Genomic DNA, 20,953 nt, shown 5'->3' with positions numbered 1-20,953 from the left:
GGACAATTCAACTGTAACTATTGCGTGCATACAATGGCATTATTTCATTCATAAACAAGAGCGTGAAAGAAAGGATGATAAACGATGTGTGGTATAACGGGTTGGGTCGACTTAAAGCGATCGCTTTTAAATGAAACAGCAACAATAACAAAAATGGCTGACACTTTATCGAAAAGAGGTCCTGATGACACCAACGTATGGACACAGCAGCATGTTGCTTTTGGGCACAAACGCTTAGTTGTAGTAGATCCTCAAGGCGGAAGACAGCCCATGACAAGAGAAAAAAATGAACAGCTCTATACGCTTTGCTATAATGGAGAGCTTTACAACACGGAAGATATTCGGAAAGAATTACTAAAAAGAGGTTATCAATTTCAGGGACATTCAGATACGGAAGTACTTCTAACATCTTATATAGAATGGAAAGAATCATGCGTAGATCATTTTAACGGTATCTTTGCTTTTTCAATCTGGGATGAAGCCAATGAAAAGTTATTTATAGCACGCGACAGAATGGGAGTGAAGCCCTTATTCTATCGATCTTATGAAGGTGGAATTCAATTTGCATCGGAGTTAAAAGCGATATTAGCTCATCCTGAGGTGAAAGCGGAAGTAGGATTAGATGGATTAGCAGAAGTGTTTGGCTTAGGACCTTCTCGTTCTCCCGGCCACGGGGTATTTAAAGAAATAAATGAATTGCGCCCGGCTCACGCGCTCACGCTTACTCGTAACGGGTTGAAAATTTGGCGATACTGGAACGTGAAAAGTGAGCAGCATACAGATGATTTAGGTGAAACTACAGAAAAAGTTAAATTTTTAGTGCAAGACGCGATTGTAAGACAGCTAGTGTCGGATGTCCCGGTTTGTACATTTTTATCAGGTGGAGTAGATTCAAGCGCTATTACAGCAATTGCTGCAAATGCGTTCAAAGAAAGCGGCAAGGGCTCTCTTCATACGTATTCTATCGATTATGAAGACAATGATAAATTTTTCAAAGCAAATGAGTTTCAGCCAAATTCTGATGGAACTTATATCAAGCTCATGTCGGATACGTTTCAAACAAATCATCACCGCTGCATTATTTCAACGGAGGACCTTGTGCAGCATTTAACAGAGGCTGTAGAGGTGAGAGACCTTCCTGGAATGGCTGATGTAGATTCATCGCTGCTTTGGTTTTGCCGTGAAATCAAACAAGATTTTGTCGTGAGCTTATCAGGAGAATGTGCGGATGAAATTTTTGGAGGATATCCGTGGTTTCACCGAAAACATGATTTGTCTTCGGATACCTTCCCGTGGATGCGTTCATTAGATGCTCGAATTGATTTGCTGCAAAGTTCATGGAGAAAGAAATTACAGTTAGAAGATTATGTGCGTGCAAGATATGAAGAAACATTAAAGGAAGTGCCTGAATTAGAGGGTGAATCGTTAGAAGATGCGCAGCGGAGAAAGCTGTTTTATTTAAATCAGATTTGGTTTATGACAACTTTATTAGATCGTAAAGATCGTATGAGCATGGGCGCGAGCTTAGAAGTACGGGTACCTTTTGCAGATCATCGCCTTGTGGAATATGCATGGAATATTCCGTGGGAGATGAAAATGACGGGCAATAAAGAGAAGGGGATTTTACGAAAAGCGCTTGAAGGAATTTTGCCTCATGACGTTCTTTATCGCAAGAAAAGCCCTTATCCTAAAACGCATAACCCAGCTTATACAAAAGCTGTAACTGTATGGCTTCAATCTCTTTTACAAGATAAACAGTCACCTCTTCATGAATTTTTTGATAAGCAACAGTTAAAGCATATTATTGATACAGGCGGAGAAGGATTTAAAGCACCGTGGTTTGGTCAATTAATGACAGGACCTCAGCTGCTAGCTCATCTAGCTCAAATTCACGTCTGGTTTACTCACAATAATATTCAAATTGTGGAATGACAGGACCCTCTCAGTACAGAGGGTTTTTTTTATGAAATAAAGTCATCTGTTTCTCTTTTTTGTACGTTTAACTAGAGAAGAAGACCGCAGTCTATTTTTGTATAACTTTACATAGATATAAAATAAAAGCTTGAAGGCACCGAATAAAGGGAAAGTGTACTGAAACCCTGGAAAAATGGTACAAACGTCATATTTTAATGGTTTAGTTATTGGTAATTTTATGATTCGAATAAAGACAAGCAGTTTATCGTTGTGTTTAATAATAAAGCTTTGTATAATGTTTGTATAACTATTGTATAGGATTAGGAGTGTATGTATGCAAAAAAACGTAATCGTGATTGGAGCAGGTCCAGGAGGACTAGCGGCAGCGATGCTGTTAGCAAGTCATGGCTATAAAGTAGATGTATATGAAAAGCAAGGATACGTGGGCGGGCGAAATTCAGCGATTAAAATGTCGGGTTATACGTTTGATATGGGTCCTACATTTTTGAGCATGCCACAGATTTTCGAAGAATTATTTCAAGCTGCTAATCGCAATGCGCATGATTATATGGACTTAAAACGTCTAAATCTCATGTATGAGCTTATTTTCGATGATGCGCAGATTCAGATGACGGATAACCATAAAAAGATGAAAGAAGAAATCGAACGTTTATACCCAGGAAACGGAGAAGGCTATGAGCGCTTTATGAAAGACACCGAAGCAAAGATGGCGGCTTTGCTGCCTTTATTGCAGGGCGAGATGGATCGTTTTCATCACTATTTAAAGCCTGAAGCAATTCGAGCACTGCCGCACTTATCCTTAGGTAAAACGCTCTATGATGTGCTTGGCAAGTATTTCACTGATGAGAAATTGAAATTAGCTTTTACTTTTCAATCGAAGTACTTGGGAATGTCCCCTTGGGAATGTCCAGGAGCCTTTTCTATTTTATCGTTTATGGAACATGCTTACGGTATCTTCCATCCAATAGGAGGAGTAAACCAACTATCTCAAGCAATGGCAAAAGTAGTGGAAGAACATCAAGGGCACATCCACTTAAACCAAGGTGTCCAAAAACTATGGGTTGAAAATAAGAGAGTAAAAGGAATTATTCTAGAAAATGGAGAGCGAATAGGGGCAGACGACGTCATTATCAATGGAGATTTTGCTCATGCGATGACGAATTTAATAGATGAAGGTACCCTTAAAAAATATGCAGTTAAAAAACTTGAAAAGAAAAAATACTCTTGTTCTACTTTCATGATTTATCTAGGCATAGACAAACAGTACAAAGATCTGCCTCATCACACGATTGTGTTCGCTGAAGATTATAAAAAAAATGTAGAAGAGATCACAAAAACGCTAGCTCTTTCAGAAGACCCTTCTATCTACATTCAAAACCCTGTGGTAACGGACCCAACTTTAGCACCAGAAGGAAAGTCTGCTCTTTATATTTTAGCGCCGGTTCCAAATAATTTCAGCGGCGTAAACTGGGATGAAAAACAAAAAGATTTCCGGGATGCAGTATTAAGAATTGTAGAAAAGAAAACGGGCTTCAAAGATTTAGAGAGTCATATTGAAGTTGAAAAAATCATTTCACCAAAGCAGTGGGAAGAAGACGTGCTGGTCTATAAAGGAGCGACATTTAATCTTGGACATCAGCTCACTCAAATGATGGTGCTGCGTCCGCATAATAAATTTGAAGAATTAGAAAACTGCTGGCTAGTTGGAGGAGGAACTCATCCAGGAAGCGGTCTACCAACTATTCTGGAATCATCTCGCATTACGACAAAGCTCATCTTAAAAAGAGACGGACAATTACTGAATGAGCCGTTTAAAACCATGAAGGAAATGGAGAGTGCATTATGAGAACAGCAATTGTTGGAGGCGGCATAGGCGGTTTGATTACCGCTTTGTTATTAAGCAAACGAGGATTTTCTGTTGATATTTTCGAAAAAGAAAACAAGCTGGGCGGCCGGTTGGCGTTTGTAGAAAAAGATGGTTATAAAATTGATGAAGGTCCCACGATTGTCTTACTGCCTTTAATGCTTGAACGTATTTTAGATGAAGCAGGCATTTCTGCTTCTCAATATGAACTAAAACGCTGTGATCCACTTTATGATATTCATTTTCCAGACGGGACGACCTATACAAAAAAAGCGACTGAAAAAGATCAGTTAGAGGAAATTAGCCGTTTGTTTCCAGGCGAAGAGCAAAACTACCGGCGTTTTATGACTGAATTAAAAAAGCGATTTGAATTAGGAAGTAAGGCATTTTTGGAAAAAACATTTGTAAATAAACGAGATTTTTGGACATGGCAAAACATCAAGGCATTAAAAAAAATGAATGCAAATAAATCAATGAGAAAATTTGTTTCAACGTATTTCCATGATGAACGTCTAGTAGATGCCTATTCCCTGCAATCTCTCTATATTGGAGGAAATCCTTATTCGGCGCCAGCTATTTATTCCCTTGTTCCTTACAGTGAGCATGCTCATGGCATCTATTACGTAAAAGGCGGATACGCAAGTCTTGTGCCACTTCTTGAAAAGGCGCTGATAGAGCAAGGTGTAAACATTCATTTGAATAAGGCGGTTCAAGAGCTTTCTATATCAGGAGACAAAACGGAAGGGGTTATTGTTGACGAAAAACTTTATCCATTTGATCAAGTTGTTTTAAATGGCGACTTTCCTAATATGGCGAAAATTGCTCGAAAAAAAGAAAAGAAGTATGTGCCTTCGTCCAGCTGTCTGCTGCTTTATCTTGGTTTGAAGAGAAAATATGATCATCACAATGTGCATCAATACTTTATGGGCAATGATTTAGCTAAACATATGGAAGCAGTGTTTAAGCATAAAACGATTCCTGAAGATCCCGCTATTTATACATTTAATCCCTCTGTTATTGATCCATCGTTAGCCCCTGAAGGGAAAAGTGTGCTATATGCACTTATACCGGTTCCATCAGGCGGCCACATTGATTGGAGCAATCAGCAAGATTTTGTTGATGGAATCATTCGAACTTTAGAAGAAAAAGGGTTTGAAGAGCTTCGTAAAGAAATAGAATGGGTAAAAGTACGCACGCCAAATGATGCTCAAGCATTTGGACTTTACGAAGGAGGAAGCTTTGGTATTGCTCCTGAGCTGTTTCAATCAGGCGTATTCAGACCCCAGTACCAGCCGTACGAATATAAAAATGTTTTTGCAGTCGGAGCATCTATTCATCCAGGCGGAGGCGTGCCAATTGTTATGCAAGGAGCAAAAATGTTAGCTGATCATCTTATTGAACAATCATCTGTTCAAACGGTTGCAAAGCTTTCTTAAGATCTTGTAAGCCATAAGGAAATGATGGTTTATCCTTTAATAGAGAAAGGGGTCCTATATGATGAACATTTCGTTAGACAAAGCGTACAATCAGTGTGAAGAAATTATTAAAGAAAACTCAAAAACGTTTTACAAAGCTTTTTCCATGCTGCCGTCAAAACAAAGAAAGGCAGTATGGGCAGTATATGCATTTTGCCGTCAAGTCGATGATATTGTAGATGAAGGATGCAACCCTGAAATAGAGTTGCAGCAATTCGAATCAGAATTTGCCCGATTTAAAAATGGAGAACTATTAAACGAAAGCGCCATGTGGGTAGCTCTGCGCAATGTATTTGAACAATATGAGATGAATGTTCAAGCGTTTGATGATATGATTACCGGCCAGAGAATGGATTTAGTAAAAAAAGAATACGATACGCTTGATGAAGTGAAAACATACTCTTATCATGTAGCGAGTACGGTAGGGTTAATGCTTTTACCGATTTTAGCTCCAACTACTCATAAAGAATTAGAAGAAGAAGCAGTTGCATTAGGCATTGCGATGCAGCTGACCAACATTTTAAGAGACGTTGGGGAAGACTTAGAGCGAGGGCGCATTTATTTACCGAAAGACCTTATGAATTCTTACGGATATACGCGCATGCTATTAGAGAACCGGTGGGTCACTTCTGAATTTATAGAGATGTGGGAGCACCTGGCCAAAGAAGCGGAGATGTATTATATAAAAGGACTTCAGTCGATTCATAAATATCCGGTCGCTTCTCGTTTGCCTCTCACAGGAGCGGCGCATTTATACCGAGCGATTCTTGATAAAATTCGAAAAGAAAATTATGACGTATTTACAGAAAAGCACTTTGTCACAAGTCAAGTGAAAAAGAAAATTATGACATCTATTTCTACGGGGTAACGCAAAGGAATTACTTTTCCTTTGCGTTACTTTTTTTTGAAAAGATATGAAAGCGTTAACTATTATGTAAATAAGAAAAAAGTCTCAGCCAAGAAGAAATTGCTGGTTTAGATTTTGCTGAACATGGTTCATCCGCATACGAATTTCGTGAAAGTTTCGTAGCGACAGCAGATGGTAACCTTCATCCTGAATTTGGTGTTGGATTGATTGATCGATTAAATAAAGTTGGTAAAGTATCGGATAAACCTCATATCTCGAACGTAAATGAGACGGTATAGCAGCATATAGATGGAAAAAAGTGATTAAAAGTAAAAACTTTTAATCACTTTTTTTGTTTTTATCAACTTATTTAACAATAATGTAAGCGTTAACGTTATAATGGAAACAAAAGTGAGTTTGAAACAGTTCGTCTATAGGAGGGGAATAGATGAAATGGAAAAGGACAAGTATGCTGCTTATACTACTATTGCTTTTTGGAAGCAGTGCCTCAGCGCAAGATCATAAAGATATACGTGATGAGGTAATATACTCATTGATGATCAACCGTTTTTATAACGGAAGTGAACAGAATGATCGAAATGTTAACTATGAACGTTCAGATGCCTATTATGGAGGCGATTTACAGGGAATAGCACAAAAGTTAGACTATATTCAAGAGATGGGATTTACCGCTGTTTTATTAACTCCTTTTATGGAAAATGATGAGACAGGCTATCATGGATATGCGGTGACCAACCATTATAAAATAGACGATCATTTTGGAACGTTAAAAGACTTACAAAATCTTGTGAAGAAAGCACATGAGCGCAATATAAAAATTATGGTCGAATTTCCTTTGACAATCAGTAACAATCATCCCTGGGTAGCAGATAAAGAAAAACACACATGGATAAGTAATAAATCCGGTACAGATAACGAAGTAATTAAAGCATTGCCTCACCTTAATTTAAAAGAAAGCGCTGTGCAGAAATACCTTATTAAAAATGCTGCTTGGTGGGGCAAACAAGCAGATATTGACGGATATTACGTTAAAGATATCGATCAAGCCCCTTCTGCATTTATTTCATCCTTTTCTAAGACGCTAAAAAGCATGGATCCTTCTTTTCTATTAATAGGAGAAATAAACGGGGAACCATTTAAAAAAAATGAGCAGGCTGATTCGTTAGGAGTAGATTTGCTTGTAGATAGAACGCTAGCCGAAGCCACTGCTGCTACGTTTAGCGGTACTAATCGTCCGCAGAAAATGTTGTATGACAAGTGGGGAAAAGGAAGTAATCATCCTTTAGCCAATTTTTTAGATGATGTTCATAGCACGCGTTTTACAGCACAAGCATTAAAGAGTGAAAATCATCCTGGAGCCCGAACAAAGCAAGGGCTTTCGTATCTTTATACTTCGCCGAGTGTACCAATCGTTTTTTATGGAACGGAAATTGCGCTGAATGGGGGAAAAGGAGCAGAAAATTATGGCATGATGAATTTTTTAGCTAATCCCGATATTATAGATCATTTAAAAAAACTGGCTGAACTTAGAGCAAAGTCGCCTTCTCTTCGAAAAGGAAGCTTTACCCTTGTGTCTGAGCAACAAGGTGTGGCTGTATACAAGAGAAGGTATAAGGACGAAACGACGTTTGTTGTGATTAATAATACAAAGGAAACTTCGGCCATTAATGTCCCGCTTAAAAAAGTTGGAAAAGAAAATGAACTAAGAGGGTTAATAACGGAAGGAATTATACGACCCGTTGACGATGTATACAACATTTCATTGGAGCCTGAGACCACAAATGTATATAAAGTAGTGAAAAAGTCAGGGGTTAATATTGGATATATCGCAGCGGTTGCTGCTGTTTATACGGGATTTGGCATCTTTTTGTACAAAGCATCTTCAAAAAGAAGAAAAGAAAAGAAAATTTCTCAATCTCGTAAAAAGGACAGCGCGTCGTAGTTGTCAAATTATATTGGATAAGTATTATAAGTATTAATGAAGAAAACATAATTAAGAGGTGGAATTATGGGTGTAACAATAAAAGATGTGGCAAATTTAGCAAATGTAGCCCCTTCGACGGTATCTCGCGTCATTGCAGACAGCTCAAGAATTAGTGAAAAAACAAAACAGCGCGTGCGATCGGCTATGAAAGAACTTGGTTATCACCCAAATATTATTGCGCGAAGTCTAGCAAATCAAACGACAGAGGCAGTCGGCCTAGTGATGCCGAGCTCAGCAGACAAGGTGTTTCAAAATCCGTTCTTTCCCGAAGTGCTAAGAGGAATCAGCACCGGAGCTCACGAAAACAAAAGAGCGATTTATATGTCCACTGGAGAAACGGAAGAAGAGATTTTTGCAGAAGTTGTTCAAATGGTACAGGGAAGACGAGTGGATGGATTAATTTTGCTGTACTCCAAAGTTGATGATCAAGTACTTTCTTATTTGCAAGAACAGAGCGTGCCGTTTGTAGTTATTGGAAAGCCGTTTAAACATAGTGAAAGCATCACGTTTGTTGATAATGATAATTTTAAAGCTGGAAAAGAAGCGACGGAATATTTAATTGAATCTGGACATGAGCGTATTGCTTTTATTGGCGGAAGTCTTGAATTAGTCGTTACCATTGACCGTTTAACAGGCTATGATAAAGCGATTCAAAAAGCAAACATACCTTACCGGGACGAGTATGTAATTCATGAAGAATTTCTACAAAAGGGAGGAAAAGAAGCTGTTTGCGAACTTTTATCTCTAAAAGAACGTCCAACAGCTCTGGTAGTAGCAGACGATCTAATGGCATTAGGCGTTTTAAATACATTGGATGAAATGGGAATTTCGGTTCCTGAAGACATTTCGATTGTCAGTTTTAATAATGTTCTGATCGCCGAAATGGCTAGACCTGCTCTCACATCTATTGATATTAATATTTTTGAACTTGGTTATCAGGCTGTACGCTGCTTGATTAAGCAGATTGAAACGCCATATGCTGTTGCAGAACAAGTGCGCGTTCCCCACAAAATGATTGAAAGACAATCCTGTAAAACCATTCAAATGACGAAGAGATAACTTTATATACAAAGAGAAAAGAGGCTGAGACAAAAGTATTGTAGTTGAAGGAAGATCCGAACGAGTTTGATTCTTGATGGAGAATCAAACTTGTTCGGATTTTTTCGTTTTTAGATTGGATTGATTTTGTTATGTCTCAATATATTTTCTGTGCCAAATATATTGGCGTTTAAAGTGCAAAAAAAATATACACGTGCCAATTATTTTTTCCTTTATCAAAAAGAAAGAATGATATAAGTGGTGAAAACCTTGATGACAAATAGGCTGTAAAGTTTTATTAAAAGTTGGCACGCTATTTGCATAACTATAAAGTAAACAAAGATTTGCATACTAGGAGGTATATATCATGGTAGTTTCTTATTCTCATGAACCATTTACAAATTTTAAGGACGAAAACAATAAAAAGGCATTTCAAGAAGCATTAACATATGTAAATACACAGCTTGGCAAAACGTACCCGCTTGTGATCGACGGTGAAAAAGTGGAAACTGAAGAGAAAATTACGTCTGTTAACCCAGCGAATATAAAAGAAGTGATTGGATATGTCTCTACAGTAAATAAAGACTTAGCAGAGCAAGCGATGCAGTCAGCTTTAAAAGCTTTTGAAACGTGGAAAAAATGGAAAGTAGAACATCGCGCGGATATTCTTTTCCGTGCAGCGGCCATCATCCGTCGCAGAAAGCATGAATTTTCTAGTTATCTTGTAAAAGAAGCAGGAAAGCCTTGGAACGAAGCAGATGCTGATACAGCAGAAGCAATTGATTTTTTAGAGTACTATGCACGTCAAGTCCTGACGTTAAAAGATGGTTCTCCAGTACAGAGTCGAGACGGTGAGTATAATCAGTACAATTATATTCCACTTGGCGTAGGTATTATTATTTCACCCTTTAACTTCCCGTTAGCTATCATGGCTGGAACAGCAGTGGCAGCTATCGTAACAGGCAACACGATTTTATTAAAGCCAGCTGATGCCACTCCTGTAGTAGCAGCGAAATTTGTAGAAGTAATGGAAGAAGCAGGTTTACCGAAAGGCGTATTAAACTTTATTCCTGGTGCTACACCTGAAATCGGTGACTACTTAGTTGAACATCCAAAAACACGTTTTGTTTCATTTACCGGCTCGCGCGCAGTAGGTTGCCGCATTTACGAAAGAGCAGCAAAAGTACAGCCGGGCCAAAAATGGCTAAAACGCGTTATTGCTGAAATGGGCGGAAAAGATACGGTGGTTGTAGACAAAGATGCGGATCTTGATTTAGCTGCTTCTTCAATTGTATACTCTGCATTTGGTTTTGCAGGGCAAAAGTGCTCCGCTGGTTCTCGTGCTGTTGTGCATCAAGATGTGTATGATGAAGTGCTTGAAAAAGCAGTTGCGCTAACAAAAACATTAACCGTTGGAAACCCGGAAGAAGTTTCAACTTATATGGGACCTGTTATTCATGAGGCGTCGTATAACAAAGTATTATCGTATATTGAAATTGGAAAAGAAGAAGGACGGCTTGTTGCGGGAGGAGAAGCAGACAATTCAACTGGATACTTTATTCAGCCAACTATTTTTGCGGATGTAGATGAAAAAGCTCGTCTCATGCAAGAAGAAATTTTTGGTCCGGTAGTAGCATTCTCTAAAGCGCGAGATTTTGATCATATGATGGAGATTGCAAACAATACAGAATATGCATTAACAGGCGCTTTATTATCAAACAACCGCGAGCATATTGAGCGCGCCCGTGAAGAGTTCCATGTTGGAAATCTGTATTTTAACAGAGGATGTACAGGAGCGATTGTGGGTTACCAGCCTTTTGGCGGATTTAATATGTCAGGAACGGATTCAAAAGCAGGCGGACCGGATTATCTTGTTCTTCACATGCAAGCAAAAACAACATCTGAAACATTCTAATTAGAAAATAAGGAGGAGTAAATATGACAACTGAAACACAAAAAACGGTGAAAATCATTGAGCAAACAGAAAAATTTGGGGCACACAACTATCATCCGCTGCCGATTGTAATTGAAAAGGCAGAAGGCGTATGGGTACACGATCCAGAAAATAATAAATATATGGATATGCTAAGTGCTTATTCCGCTGTTAACCAAGGACATCGTCATCCAAAAATTATTGAAGCATTAAAACGTCAAGCTGATAAAGTAACGTTAACGTCACGAGCTTTTCATAATGATCAGCTTGGTCCATGGTATGAAAAGATTTGTAAATTAACAAATAAAAATATGGCTCTTCCAATGAATACGGGAGCAGAAGCGGTGGAAACAGCCATTAAAGCTGCACGCCGCTGGGCTTACGATGTGAAAGGCGTTGCTGAAAATCAAGCACAAATCATCGCATGTGTGGGCAACTTCCACGGTCGTACAATGACAGCTGTTTCCTTATCGTCTGAAGCAGAATATCAACGTGGTTTTGGACCGATGCTTCCAGGGCTTCAAACCATTCCTTATGGTGATTTAGAAGCGTTAAAAGCTGCTATTACACCAAATACAGCCGCATTTTTAATTGAGCCAATTCAAGGTGAAGCAGGTATCGTTTTACCTCCAGAAGGCTTCTTAAAAGCTGCAGCTGATTTATGTAAAGAACATAATGTGCTATTTATTGCTGATGAAATACAAGTTGGCTTAGCGCGTACAGGCAAAATGTTTGCTTGTGATTGGGAAGGCGTAGAACCAGATATGCTGATTTTAGGTAAAGCGCTTGGAGGAGGAGTTTTCCCTATTTCTTGCGTAGTCGCTAATGAAGACATTTTAAGTGTCTTTAACCCTGGCTCTCATGGTTCAACATTTGGAGGAAACCCGCTTGCTTGTGCCGTATCATTAGCTGCTTTGGAAGTAATTGAAGATGAAGAACTTCCAGCGCGTTCATTAGAATTAGGTTCTTATTTCAAGCAGAAGCTCCAAAGCTTAAGCAATCCAGTTATTAAAGAAGTGCGCGGCCGAGGTCTATTCATTGGGGTAGAATTACACGAAGAAGCTCGTCCTTATTGTGAAAAATTAAAAGACCAAGGTTTGCTTTGTAAAGAAACGCACAGTACGGTTATTCGTTTTGCTCCGCCGCTAACGATTTCAAAAGAAGAGTTAGACTGGGCAATTGAACGAATTGAAAAAGTATTTGCTGAGTAATCGGTTTAAAATAAATAAAAATAGTACGATATGTATATATCGTACTATTTTTATTCATATGCAGCTAAATAACGTTTTTATTTGATAGGCAGGAGGAATAGAAGTGTATATCCAACTCTCACAGCTAAGCATGGAAGAGCAAGTTGAATGTTTAACAAAAGCGTTAGTGAAAATCAAAAGTATCAATGGGACAAGCGGCGAAGTAAAGATTGCTGATTTCATTAAAAACACGCTTCAAAGTTTTCCTTATTTCAAAGAAAATCCCCTCCACGTTTGGGAACAGAAAATTAATGGCGATACGCTAGGTAGAAAAAATGTATTTGCTTTTATTCAAGGCAGCAAAAAAAATGCTCAAACAATGATTTATCACGCTCACTTAGATACGGTTGGCATTGAAGATTTTGGTCCATTAAAAGACATAGCATTAGATCCAGAAGAACTTCAGCGCTATTTCTCTACGCATAACATTAATGAAGATGTACAGCGAGATGCTCGCTCAGGTGAATGGATGTTTGGAAGAGGAGCCGTTGATATGCAAAGTGGAATTGCTGTACATTTAGCCAATGTGCTGCATTTTACTAAGCATCCAAATAAATTAGAAGGAAACGTCCTTTTTATGGTCAACCCAGATGAGGAAAGTCAGCATGCTGGAATTATTTCTGCCGTTTCTGAACTGAACCGTTTGAAAAAAGAAAAAAATCTTTCATATGTAGCAGCGATTAATACCGACTTTATTACACCTCTTTACGATGGAGATTCCACGCGCTATATTTATACAGGAGCCGCTGGGAAACTGCTTCCATGTTTTTATATTTACGGAAGGGAGGTACACGTAGGAGATACGCTTGCTGGTATAGATCCTAATTTGATTGCATCTGAGATTACAGGAAGCATCCATAACAATATTAATCTAGCTGAAAATATTGAAGGAGAGCTGGTACTGCCACCTTCCTGTCTGTATCAACGAGATAATAAAGAGGCTTATAATGTGCAAACTGCTGTAAGCAGTCATTTGTATTTTAACTATTTCATCTATGAACGAACGGCAAAAGAAGTGATGAGTCAATTAATTGCATTATCAATCGAAGCATGTGAAAAAGTGGAGAAAAAACTTTCTGATTATTACGAACTTTTTGTTTGGAGAACGAATTTACCAAAGCGAAACTTGTCTTGGAAAGTGGATGTTGTGAGTTTGGAAGATTACCTGGAAGAATTGGATCAAAAAGGGATAAATGCTCAGGCTTGTATTGAACGAGCTTTCGAACAGTATGGGCATTTAGAACTTAGAACAAGGTGCTTTAAAGTAATTGAAGAACTTCAAAAGTTAGATCCGCATCAAAGTCCGCGCGTAATTGTCTTTTTTGCACCGCCTTACTTGCCTCATAATCACTTGAAGAAAGACGAAAGCAGAGATCAGCAGCTTCTTTATCCCTTGCAAGCAGCTGTGGAGAAGGTTGGAAAACAGACGGGAGAGACGTTTCAGTTTAAAAATTTTTTTCCCTACCTAGCGGATGGCAGCTTTTTATCTCTTCATGAGACAGATGAGGAAATCGATGCTTTTACACGTAACTTTCCGGGGTGGGGGATTGTAGGGGCGATTCCTTTCCGTGAAATTCGAGAGTTAAATATTCCGTCCATCAATATAGGAGTATATGGGAAAGACGGACATAAGTGGACAGAGCGAGTGTATAAGCCTTATTCGTTCGGAGTTCTTCCTAAGTTGATTCAAGAAACAACTGTTCAGATGCTAAAAAGTAGGCATGCTTGTACAAACCACATATAAGAAAATGAAGAACGGAGGTACCGATGAATAGACATACAGAACAAAACCAATTACAGAGAACAATGAAAAGCAGACATTTATTTATGATTGCGTTAGGAGGCGTGATTGGAACAGGCCTATTTTTAGGTTCGGGTTTTACTATTAGCCAGGCAGGGCCGGGAGGAGCCATTCTTGCATATATAATAGGCGGCTTCCTCATGTACTTAGTTATGCTTTGTTTAGGAGAGCTAGCGGTAGCAATGCCGGTTTCAGGTTCCTTTCAAGAATACGCTACAAGGTTTTTAGGGCCTTCTACAGGCTTTATGATTGGATGGCTGTACTGGTTCAGCTGGGCAAATACGACGGGGCTTGAATTTACGTCAGCAGGAATTTTAATGCAGAGGTGGTTTCCTGATGTACCTATATGGTCATGGTGCTTGATCTTTGGCGTCATTACATTTTTAATTAACGCTCTTTCTGCTCGAAGTTATGCTGAAACTGAGTTTTGGTTTTCGAGTATTAAAGTTACGGCTATTATTCTATTTATTTTAATTGGAGGAGCTGCTGTTTTTGGTTTTATCGATTTCAAGGGAGGAGAACCCGCACCGTTTCTTTCACATTTCACCCAAGGCGCAGGTCTTTTTCCAAATGGAATACTGGCAGTTTTATTGACTTTAGTAACGGTTAACTTTTCGTTTCAAGGAACGGAGCTTGTCGGCATTGCAGCAGGAGAAAGTGAAAGTCCTGAGAAAACGTTGCCGAGATCTATTCGAAACGTCATTTGGAGAACGCTGTTTTTCTTTGTGTTAGCTATGTTTGTTTTAGTCTCTATTCTGCCATACAAAACAGCAGGTGTCATTGAAAGTCCGTTTGTTGCCGTATTAGATCAAATTGGCATTCCATACGCAGCGGATATCATGAACTTCGTCATTTTAACAGCTGTTCTATCAGTGGCGAACTCCGGCGTTTATGCTGCTTCTCGTATGCTTTGGTCACTGTCAAACAGCAATATGGGGCCAAAACCTTTGAAGAAATTATCTTCAAAAGGTGTTCCAATTAACGCATTAATTGTGACAATGATTATTTCAGGGTGCTCGTTGATTACAAGCGTCGTGGCTGCTGAAACCGTATATCTTTGGTTTATTTCGATTTCAGGAATGGTGACCATTATTGTTTGGATGTCCATTTGTGCCTCTCAATTTATGTTCCGCCGTCGTTTTTTAGCGGAAGGAGGAGACATAAAGGAATTGAAATTTAAAACGCCGCTTTATCCGTTCGTTCCTATTCTAGGTTTTTGTTTGTATGGACTTGTATTAATCAGCTTAATTTTTATTCCGGATCAACGAATTGGTCTTTACTGTGGTGTCCCTTTAATCATTGTACTCTACGTGTATTATCACGTAGGAATCAAGAAAAATATTGATCAAAAACAATCGGATTCACCGGTTTATAAAGCAAAATAAAAAAGAAGTGCACTGTGCACTTCTTTTTTATTTAGAGCGGATGTTTAATCGTTTCATACGATACTGCAAGCTTTGTCTAGTCAGCCCTAGTATCTTAGCACTTTTTGAGATGTTGTGGCTGTGTTGTTCAAGCGTTTGTTTAATACATTCTGCTTCGAACGCTAACAGCTGTTCCTTTAAAGGAAGAGAAGGGTGAAAAGCGCTTGGATAAGAAGGTGCCTCACTGCTTGCTTTATTTTCAAAATGTTCATGCTGCTTTAGCTGGAACTTCGTTCTGTATTGGAAAGGAAGGTGAGAATAGTGAATAACATCTTCGTCCATTACTAAGTTCATTGCACCTTCAATAATGTGTTCTAATTCCCGTACGTTCCCTGGCCAGTCATAAGAGAGAAAAGAAGACATAACTTGGTGATCTACGGTTTTTACATTCATCTGAAATAAATCATTGTATTTTTTGATGAAAAACTTTGTTAATTCAATAATATCTTCTTTTCGTTCACGAAGAGGAGGAATAAAAAGCGTCACGACGCCAAGTCGATAATATAAGTCTTTGCGTAATCGGTTTTCTGCAATTGCATCGATTGGATCTTCATTCATGTTCGCGATCACTCGAACGTTAACCGGTTTGTCCACTGTATCCCCAATTCTTCGTACGGTTTTTTCCTGCAGCACTCGAAGAAGCTTAGCCTGAAGATTTGGGTTTAACGAGTTGATTTCATCTAGCAGTAATGTGCCTCCTTGCGCTTGTTCGAAAAGGCCAGGATTATCCATTGCACCTGTAAAAGCTCCGCGCTTCGTACCGAACAAAAGGCTTTCAATTAAATTATCCGGTAGCGCAGCACAGTTTTGTGAAATAAAAGGAGCAGAAGAGCGGCTGCTGCCATTATGTATGCTTTGAGCAAACAGTTCTTTTCCCGTGCCTGTTTCTCCAATGATTAAGACATAAGAAGGAGTTCTAGTAGCGCGCTTGGCGTCTTCAATCACATCATGAACAGCTTGACTGTTTCCAATGATGCTATCAAACGTAAAGCGTGTGTTTCCTTTTTGCCTAATGTTTTGCCGGATTAGACGCTCTAGTTTCGTCACGTCCTGAGCAATTTCAACCGCTCCTTGAATGACCCCGTCTTTTAAAATAGGGAAGGTATTATTAATCGTCGTAATTTCTTGTCCTTGATTGTTGAAATACGTTTGCTTGACGTTAACCGTTTCTTTTCCTTTTTGCAGCGCCTGTACAAGCGTGCTTTGCTGATTTTCTTTGAACATAAACACATCTAACAAGTTTTTATGTAAAACGTCTTGTTCATCCATCAGCTCCATCTTTGTCATCTTTTCATTATAAATAATAGTTTTTCCTGTTTCATCGACCGCATGGATACCGGCATCGACTTTATTTAAAATGGTTTCGTATATATGTTTAAGAGTGCTTAATGTATCGGTCATTCAAATACTCTCCTTTAGCGGTGTTCATATCTCTATTTAAACAAAAATAGCTGAATTCTGATAGTGTTTCCACATAAAAATAAATGAATGACCGAAGAGCAATGTTATCCGTTTACAATAGATCCCCCATTAATGTGCAGAACTTGCCCGGACATATAAGAAGAATCAGAGCTTGCCAAGTATACATAGGCCGGTCCGAGCTCAGAAGGCTGTCCTGCCCGTTTCATAGGTGTATTAGACCCAAATGTCGCAACTTGCTGTTCGTCGAACGTAGACGGAATAAGAGGTGTCCAAATGGGTCCCGGAGCTACGCCGTTTACGCGAATGCCTTTTGTTGCGAGCGAAGCTGATAAAGAACGTGTAAAAGCAACGATAGCACCTTTGGTTGAAGAGTAATCAATCAGCTGATCATGCCCATGGTAAGCTGTCACAGACGTTGTATTAATGATAGCGCTTCCTTGTTTTAAATGAGGCAATGCAGCTTTGGTCAGATGAAAAATTGAAAAAATATTCGTTTGAAACGTACGAGTAAGCTGTTCAGTCGTAATATCCGTAATACTTTTTTGAGGATGCTGTTCAGCTGCATTATTGACTAAGATGTCTATTTTTCCGAAAGTCTGAATCGCCTTTGAGACGACTTCTTGACAAAAATGCTCATCTCCTATATCGCCAGCAAGCAATAAACAAGAAGCTTCCATTCGTTCAACTTGTTTTTTGGTTTCATTTGCATCATCGTGTTCATTAAGGTAGGTTATGACAACATTTGCGCCTTCTTTAGCGTAATGATAAGCGACAGAACGTCCGATACCGCTGTCTCCTCCGGTGATAACAGCTACTTTGTTCTGTAATTTTCCGCTTGCCTTATAGTCTGGAGCGATAGAGGTAGGGATTGGATGCATATCTTTCTCAATACCTGGCTGAGTTTGCTGATGCTGAGGAGGGAAGTTTTGTTTTTGATTTTGATTCATTGGTATACACTCCTTAATTAATATGAGTATGTAAGCGTATACTAGTATTTGTTAAGAAAGTGTATCTATGCATAGGAATAAGCCTGAACGAATAAAAAAAGGCTTTAAAAGAAAAAATGAATGCCGGAGCATCCATTTTTTTAGCGGTAATTAATAAATTGTACGTCAATAGGTAAATCAGCGCTGCGAATAGCTGAAATAATTTGCTGCAGGTCATCACGATTTTTACCGCTTACGCGAAGCTGATCATCTTGAATCTGGCTTTTTACTTTTAAACCGGTATTTTTAATAATTGTATTTAGCTTTTTAGCGTTGTCTTTGTCGATACCTTGAATTAGCTTGGCGCGTTGTCTAACCGTTCCTCCAGAGGCGTTCTCAATTTTTCCATATGAGATATTGCGTGTAGGTACGCCGCGTTTAATAAGCTTGGAGATCAGTACGTCTTTTAACTGTTCAAGCTTAAATTCATCATCAGAAATAAGAACAAGCTCTTCGTTTTCAAGCGAGATTTCGCTTTTACTGCCTTTAAAATCGTAGCGGGTTTTAATTTCTTTTGTTGCCATGGTAATGCCGTTTGTTACTTCTGATAAATCGACTTGTGACACAATGTCAAATGAACTATCTTTAGCCATAATAACCTCCATATGTAAAGAGTTTGTTCTTTTATTATAAATAAAACACAAACTGTATACAACTGATATTGAATAGAGAGCCGGTAATTGATACAATACAAGTTATGCTTTTTGTTGTAAGCTATAGAAGCAGCTTTTTTAAACAATGCATGCATTTAAGTTGATTTGAAAGTTAAAATGCTGTTCGATGCAAAGTGAGAAGGTATGTGGTGACGGAATAATCACTACTAATTTATATAAAGGATGGATAGAACGATGAATGTAGAAGCTGGGATGAAAGCGTATTTAACAGTAAACCGGGAAACGCCGATTGGTTATATGTTAGCAGAAGGTGAAGAAGAAATTTTGCTACATAAAAATGAAACAACAAGAGAACTTGCTGAAGGAGAAGAAGTAGAAGTTTTTCTATATCTTGATCAGCATGACCGTTTAACGGCAACGATGCACTTACCTCTTGTTGAAGAAGGTGTTTATGAGTGGGTCGAGGTCGTAGATGTTAATCCAGGTTTGGGCGTGTTTGTAAATATCGGCATGAACAAAGATATGTTAATTGGTTCAACAGACTTACCTGCCCTAGAAGATCTGTGGCCAGAAGTCGGAAACAAGGTTTACTGTACAATGAAGATTTCAAAGCGCGGTAAGATGTACGGAAAAATTGCTACAGACGATGTGATGAAAGCAATGGCATTAGATGCTCCGCCCGAACTTTTTAATCGTGAAGTGAGCGGATACATCTATCGCGTACTGCGTGTAGGTTCATTTATTATGACAGATGAAGGATATGTTGGATTTATTCATGAAAGCGAGAGACGCAAAGAACCAAAGCTTGGTACGTATGTAACAGGCCGCGTAATTAATGTAAAAGAAGACGGAACGCTAAACGTATCGCTTCTTCCGCGCAAGCAAGAAAGCATGGATGAAGATGCACAAGTACTATACGATTACATGGAAAGCCGCGGTGGCGTTATGCCATTTTGGGATAAAAGCTATCCGGAAGATATTCGCGAGCGCTTTAATATGAGTAAAGCTGCGTTCAAACGTGCGCTTGGTAAACTGATGAAAGAAGGAAAAGTTTATCAAGAAGAAGGATGGACATATTTTAAAAAAGAAGAAAACTAAAAGGAGAAGCCGCTGAAAATTCAGCGGCTTCTTTTTATAAGTGATCAGTTTTTTTAGAAAATGAATGTTTTCCAAGCTCACGGTTATGCTTAGCTTGCAGATTCTTTTCGTGAAGCTTTGCGTTATTATCTTTTGCTTTTTTATCGTTATCGCTCGTTTTTGGCATTGTGATACACCCCTTTTTGGTCGTATCTTTAGAATGCCCTGACCTCTTTAAATTATTCGATGGTTTCATTCAAAAAGAAGACTGCAATCGTCCCTGGGCCAGAGTGAGAACCTATGGCTGCACCAATAATATTAATAATAAAATGTTTGGTTCCAAAACGTTCTTGAATCATCTCTTTCAGCTGAAGAGCTGTTTCTAAATCATCTCCATGGCTAATTCCAATGGTTTGAGAAGAGAGGTTTTTTCCTCGCTCTTCCATTACATCAAGCATGCGCTTAAATACTTTTTTACGGCCGCGGATTTTTTCGATTGGAATCAATTTTCCATCTTCCACATGAAGCAGCGGCTTAATATTAAGCAGACCTCCTACAAAAGCAGAAGCTTTGCTCACGCGTCCTCCTTGAGCAAGAAAATCTAAGTCATTGACCGTAAAAATATGTTCCATATGCAGCGCGTATTGCTTTATTTTTTCTGTCATCTCTACTAGTGAGAGGTTTTGTTGTAGTAATTGTGCTGCATAATAAGTAACTACTCCCTGGCCAAGAGATGCACATTTCGTATCGATTATCTCTAATTGAAAATCGGGATACTTTTCTAGGAGTTCTTCTCGAATCATCATTGCTGTTTGATATGTACCGGATAATTCTGAAGAAAAAGCTAAATAAACGCACGAATCACCTGATTTAGCTATGTCTTCAAAGACTTCATACATAGTAGTTGGAGCCGCTTGAGATGTTTTTGGCATCTTGCCTTTACGGATGGCTTCGTAGACAGAAGCTGGCTCAATCGTTTGTAGATCTAAAAATTCTTGATTATCCAGGCTTACGCGAAGTGGTAAAAAGCCAACGTTATTTTCTTGAAAAAAGGATAAAGGCAAATCGCTTGCACTATCGGTTAAAAGTTTAATTGACATAAATGTCACCTTCCTAATTGCATTTATAAAATATTAAATGAATTTGATGTATAAACATTGAGAAGCGTTATATACGACATAGTATTAGTGTATAAGCACTTTGAGGAAAATACAATTTTTGAATAAGTTTTTTTAATTCTGCCAAATCGTACATACTATATGTACTAACTATTTTAAAGATG

The 20,953-nt window shown here is 38.6% G+C and carries 16 protein-coding genes; 11 read left to right on the top strand and 5 right to left on the bottom strand.

Going from position 1 to position 20,953, the window contains the following annotated elements; translation table 11 throughout:
• The first annotated feature begins 84 nt into the window (after positions 1-84).
• From asnB to AC1DEF_RS20165, 10 genes are all read left to right on the top strand, one after another.
• Entirely contained in the window at positions 85-1,932 is a 1,848-nt protein-coding gene (asnB, locus tag AC1DEF_RS20210) for an asparagine synthase (glutamine-hydrolyzing) (protein ID WP_025749930.1), read from the top strand.
• Positions 1,933-2,248: 316 nt separating this feature from the next.
• On the top strand, positions 2,249-3,781 hold the full coding sequence (locus AC1DEF_RS20205) for a phytoene desaturase family protein (protein WP_043980535.1): 1,533 nt from the start codon (positions 2,249-2,251) through the stop codon (positions 3,779-3,781).
• On the top strand, positions 3,778-5,235 hold the full coding sequence (locus tag AC1DEF_RS20200) for a phytoene desaturase family protein (RefSeq protein ID WP_097824341.1): 1,458 nt from the start codon (positions 3,778-3,780) through the stop codon (positions 5,233-5,235). Before AC1DEF_RS20205 ends, AC1DEF_RS20200 begins: the two co-directional genes overlap by 4 nt.
• Positions 5,236-5,293: 58 nt before the next feature.
• Positions 5,294-6,142 carry a phytoene/squalene synthase family protein gene (locus AC1DEF_RS20195; RefSeq protein WP_016763013.1) on the top strand — a complete coding sequence of 283 codons (849 nt, stop codon included), beginning with the start codon at positions 5,294-5,296 and terminating at the stop codon, positions 6,140-6,142.
• A 427-nt stretch (positions 6,143-6,569) separates the two neighbouring features.
• Positions 6,570-8,084 carry an alpha-amylase family glycosyl hydrolase gene (locus AC1DEF_RS20190; RefSeq protein WP_097824340.1) on the top strand — a complete coding sequence of 505 codons (1,515 nt, stop codon included), beginning with the start codon at positions 6,570-6,572 and terminating at the stop codon, positions 8,082-8,084.
• 66 nt (positions 8,085-8,150) lie between these two features.
• Complete coding sequence (locus tag AC1DEF_RS20185; RefSeq protein WP_043980528.1) at positions 8,151-9,185, top strand: LacI family DNA-binding transcriptional regulator; 1,035 nt, start codon at positions 8,151-8,153, stop codon at positions 9,183-9,185.
• Between the two features lie 346 nt (positions 9,186-9,531).
• Complete coding sequence (pruA, locus tag AC1DEF_RS20180; RefSeq protein ID WP_014461625.1) at positions 9,532-11,079, top strand: L-glutamate gamma-semialdehyde dehydrogenase; 1,548 nt, start codon at positions 9,532-9,534, stop codon at positions 11,077-11,079.
• Positions 11,080-11,102: 23 nt separating this feature from the next.
• Positions 11,103-12,308, top strand: a complete 1,206-nt coding sequence (locus AC1DEF_RS20175; RefSeq protein ID WP_013055371.1) for an ornithine--oxo-acid transaminase — start codon at positions 11,103-11,105, stop codon at positions 12,306-12,308.
• Positions 12,309-12,411: 103 nt separating this feature from the next.
• On the top strand, positions 12,412-14,091 hold the full coding sequence (locus AC1DEF_RS20170; protein ID WP_097824339.1) for a M20/M25/M40 family metallo-hydrolase: 1,680 nt from the start codon (positions 12,412-12,414) through the stop codon (positions 14,089-14,091).
• A gap of 23 nt (positions 14,092-14,114) precedes the next feature.
• On the top strand, positions 14,115-15,533 hold the full coding sequence (locus tag AC1DEF_RS20165) for an amino acid permease (RefSeq protein ID WP_013081723.1): 1,419 nt from the start codon (positions 14,115-14,117) through the stop codon (positions 15,531-15,533).
• Between the two features lie 27 nt (positions 15,534-15,560).
• Here the strand turns inward: AC1DEF_RS20165 and AC1DEF_RS20160 are convergent, their stop codons facing one another.
• The 3 genes from AC1DEF_RS20160 to AC1DEF_RS20150 all read right to left on the bottom strand — a co-directional run bounded on the left by AC1DEF_RS20160 (position 15,561) and on the right by AC1DEF_RS20150 (position 18,573).
• Positions 15,561-16,973: a sigma-54 interaction domain-containing protein gene (locus AC1DEF_RS20160; RefSeq protein WP_097824338.1), complete on the bottom strand. Its 1,413-nt coding sequence runs from the start codon at positions 16,971-16,973 to the stop codon at positions 15,561-15,563.
• A 104-nt stretch (positions 16,974-17,077) separates the two neighbouring features.
• Entirely contained in the window at positions 17,078-17,941 is an 864-nt protein-coding gene (locus AC1DEF_RS20155) for an SDR family oxidoreductase (RefSeq protein WP_016763019.1), read from the bottom strand.
• 140 nt (positions 17,942-18,081) lie between these two features.
• Positions 18,082-18,573 carry a YajQ family cyclic di-GMP-binding protein gene (locus tag AC1DEF_RS20150; RefSeq protein ID WP_013055376.1) on the bottom strand — a complete coding sequence of 164 codons (492 nt, stop codon included), beginning with the start codon at positions 18,571-18,573 and terminating at the stop codon, positions 18,082-18,084.
• A gap of 255 nt (positions 18,574-18,828) precedes the next feature.
• Between AC1DEF_RS20150 and AC1DEF_RS20145 the strand changes: the two genes are divergently transcribed.
• Positions 18,829-19,692 carry a CvfB family protein gene (locus AC1DEF_RS20145; RefSeq protein ID WP_013055377.1) on the top strand — a complete coding sequence of 288 codons (864 nt, stop codon included), beginning with the start codon at positions 18,829-18,831 and terminating at the stop codon, positions 19,690-19,692.
• A gap of 34 nt (positions 19,693-19,726) precedes the next feature.
• Here the strand turns inward: AC1DEF_RS20145 and AC1DEF_RS20140 are convergent, their stop codons facing one another.
• On the bottom strand, positions 19,727-19,858 hold the full coding sequence (locus AC1DEF_RS20140) for a DUF3941 domain-containing protein (protein WP_013055378.1): 132 nt from the start codon (positions 19,856-19,858) through the stop codon (positions 19,727-19,729).
• Positions 19,859-19,910: 52 nt separating this feature from the next.
• A complete protein-coding gene (locus tag AC1DEF_RS20135) occupies positions 19,911-20,771 on the bottom strand; it encodes a DegV family protein (protein WP_043980523.1) in 861 nt (286 codons plus the stop codon).
• Positions 20,772-20,953 lie beyond the last annotated feature (182 nt).

Source organism: Priestia sp. 10L35, from assembly GCF_056395685.1.
Note: the sequence above shows the minus strand (reverse complement) of the source record. Positions and strands in the feature narration are given on the sequence as shown.

Coding starts and splice junctions, on each gene's coding strand:
- asnB (WP_025749930.1), top strand. CDS start 85: ATGTGTGGTATAACGGGTTGGGTCGACTTAAAGCGATCGCTTTTAAAT.
- AC1DEF_RS20205 (WP_043980535.1), top strand. CDS start 2,249: ATGCAAAAAAACGTAATCGTGATTGGAGCAGGTCCAGGAGGACTAGCG.
- AC1DEF_RS20200 (WP_097824341.1), top strand. CDS start 3,778: ATGAGAACAGCAATTGTTGGAGGCGGCATAGGCGGTTTGATTACCGCT.
- AC1DEF_RS20195 (WP_016763013.1), top strand. CDS start 5,294: ATGATGAACATTTCGTTAGACAAAGCGTACAATCAGTGTGAAGAAATT.
- AC1DEF_RS20190 (WP_097824340.1), top strand. CDS start 6,570: ATGAAATGGAAAAGGACAAGTATGCTGCTTATACTACTATTGCTTTTT.
- AC1DEF_RS20185 (WP_043980528.1), top strand. CDS start 8,151: ATGGGTGTAACAATAAAAGATGTGGCAAATTTAGCAAATGTAGCCCCT.
- pruA (WP_014461625.1), top strand. CDS start 9,532: ATGGTAGTTTCTTATTCTCATGAACCATTTACAAATTTTAAGGACGAA.
- AC1DEF_RS20175 (WP_013055371.1), top strand. CDS start 11,103: ATGACAACTGAAACACAAAAAACGGTGAAAATCATTGAGCAAACAGAA.
- AC1DEF_RS20165 (WP_013081723.1), top strand. CDS start 14,115: ATGAATAGACATACAGAACAAAACCAATTACAGAGAACAATGAAAAGC.
- AC1DEF_RS20160 (WP_097824338.1), bottom strand. CDS start 16,973: ATGACCGATACATTAAGCACTCTTAAACATATATACGAAACCATTTTA.
- AC1DEF_RS20155 (WP_016763019.1), bottom strand. CDS start 17,941: ATGAATCAAAATCAAAAACAAAACTTCCCTCCTCAGCATCAGCAAACT.
- AC1DEF_RS20150 (WP_013055376.1), bottom strand. CDS start 18,573: ATGGCTAAAGATAGTTCATTTGACATTGTGTCACAAGTCGATTTATCA.
- AC1DEF_RS20145 (WP_013055377.1), top strand. CDS start 18,829: ATGAATGTAGAAGCTGGGATGAAAGCGTATTTAACAGTAAACCGGGAA.
- AC1DEF_RS20140 (WP_013055378.1), bottom strand. CDS start 19,858: ATGCCAAAAACGAGCGATAACGATAAAAAAGCAAAAGATAATAACGCA.
- AC1DEF_RS20135 (WP_043980523.1), bottom strand. CDS start 20,771: ATGTCAATTAAACTTTTAACCGATAGTGCAAGCGATTTGCCTTTATCC.